The organism is Streptomyces sp. P5F9 (assembly GCF_057961495.1).
This window is the reverse complement of record NZ_JBXVPZ010000902.1, coordinates 1-1458: the sequence shown is the minus strand read 5'-3', so window position 1 is coordinate 1458 and position 1458 is coordinate 1. Positions and strand designations below refer to the sequence as shown.

Below are 1458 nucleotides of genomic sequence, written 5' to 3'. Positions count from 1 at the left end.
CCCCCAGAAGCCCCGCCCACTTTCGCTGCCCGCGCTCGAAGCCGCGGCGGTCCACCACGGTGCAGCGAATCCACTTGACCAGCACCGCGCCATCGTAAGGCCACGGAGCGTGGCGCCGGTCACGCTCCGGCTGAGATCGTCGGCGCATGCGCCCCCGCGCGCGTGGCACGATGGACAACGAACGCTGATCGCCCAGTAGTTGGGGCGCGCGATCGAGGCGAACGGGGAAGGGGAACTGTGGTGAACGGCCTCAACAAGGGGATCCGCAAGGCCGAAGTCGGGCTCCAGTGGGATCCGAGTCCCACCGGGCAGCCGCCCGTCGATCTGGACATCGTCGCCACCACGTATGTGGCGGGCGATCTGTACGGCGCTCCCGCGTACGCGGTGCACTTCGACAGCCGCTCGCCCGACGGCACCATCTATCTCAACCGGGACAGCAAGGACGGCAAGGGCTTCGGCTGGGACGAGGTCATGACCCTGGAACTCGACCGACTGGCCGACCGGTACGCGCGCGTGGTGGTCGGTGTCGTCATCCAGCAGCGGGTCGCCCACCGCACGTTCGTCAATGTCCTCAACCCGAAGCTGCGCATCCGCGAGGGGTACACCGTCCTCACCGAGGACGACTTCGGTGACGTCCTCGGTGCTACGGCGGCGACGGTCGGGGAGTTCGTCCGGGACGAGTCCGGAAGCTGGGACTTCCATCCCGGCATCCGGGGCTTCGAGGACGACCCCGCGACCTTCACCAGGACGATGGGCAGGGCACAGCGGCCCTGAGCCCATCGCGGACGGCGCGTCAGCCGGCGGTCCAGCCCGGGACCGTCGGCAGCACCTCCTCGGCGATACGGAACAACGCCTCATCGTCGGGCGGCACGTCGTCCTGACGCCAGATGGATATCTCGAAGGAGTCGCCGCCGTCCTTCGCACTCGTGGAGACCAGCAGGCTGCGGGCGATGCCCCCAGGGCCCGTACTGGCCTTGCCTCCGCCGAGGTTGAAGCTGATCGCGATGGTCCGGTCCGAGTAGAGGACGGCCGGGTGTCCCAGGACCATCTTCACCTCTGAGGTCGAGTCCACGTAGCGAGCCGCCTCGGCGACGGGAATGTCGTCGTAGGAAGCCGACAGCCGTACGGAATAGGTCGTCAGGTCCACGTCGGCCTCAGGGCTGGCGATCTTGGTGCCACCGGCGAGCGTCATCCAGCCCGCGCTGCCTCCGGCGGTCTCCGCATGCTCGTCCGGGGTCCCCAGGAGCACCGGAAGGTCCGTGCGGTTCAGTGCCGTGCAGAGTTGCGCCGGCGAGACGTACTTCGCCGGCAGTGTCCTGTCCGTGCTCGCCGTGCAGGTCGCCGGTTTGCTGTCCTGCTGCGACGTCTTCGGCAGGACTCCCCCGAGTCCCCACATGCCGCCTACGACACCCCCGACCACGACCACCGCCGCGACTGCCTGGGCCCCCGCCCTCATAC

2 protein-coding genes and 1 pseudogene are annotated in these 1458 nt (G+C 68.8%); 1 reads left to right on the top strand and 2 read right to left on the bottom strand.

Annotated elements, in window-relative coordinates; translation table 11 throughout:
• Positions 1-85 (bottom strand): annotated as a pseudogene (locus AC31A1_RS51345) (DUF4937 domain-containing protein); the annotation flags it as partial.
• A gap of 155 nt (positions 86-240) precedes the next feature.
• On the opposite strand from AC31A1_RS51345, the gene AC31A1_RS51340 reads away from it, so the two are divergent.
• Positions 241-774, top strand: coding sequence for a TerD family protein (locus AC31A1_RS51340; RefSeq protein ID WP_489659904.1), 534 nt, complete (start codon positions 241-243; stop codon positions 772-774).
• 19 nt (positions 775-793) lie between these two features.
• Here AC31A1_RS51340 and AC31A1_RS51335 read toward each other — a convergent pair whose 3' ends face one another.
• Positions 794-1456 carry a DUF6215 domain-containing protein gene (locus AC31A1_RS51335; protein WP_489659903.1) on the bottom strand — a complete coding sequence of 221 codons (663 nt, stop codon included), beginning with the start codon at positions 1454-1456 and terminating at the stop codon, positions 794-796.
• Between the last annotated feature and the right edge of the window lie 2 nt (positions 1457-1458).

Excerpts from the sequence above, each read along its gene's own strand:
- AC31A1_RS51335 (WP_489659903.1), bottom strand. The coding sequence starts at position 1,456 with ATGAGGGCGGGGGCCCAGGCAGTCGCGGCGGTGGTCGTGGTCGGGGGT.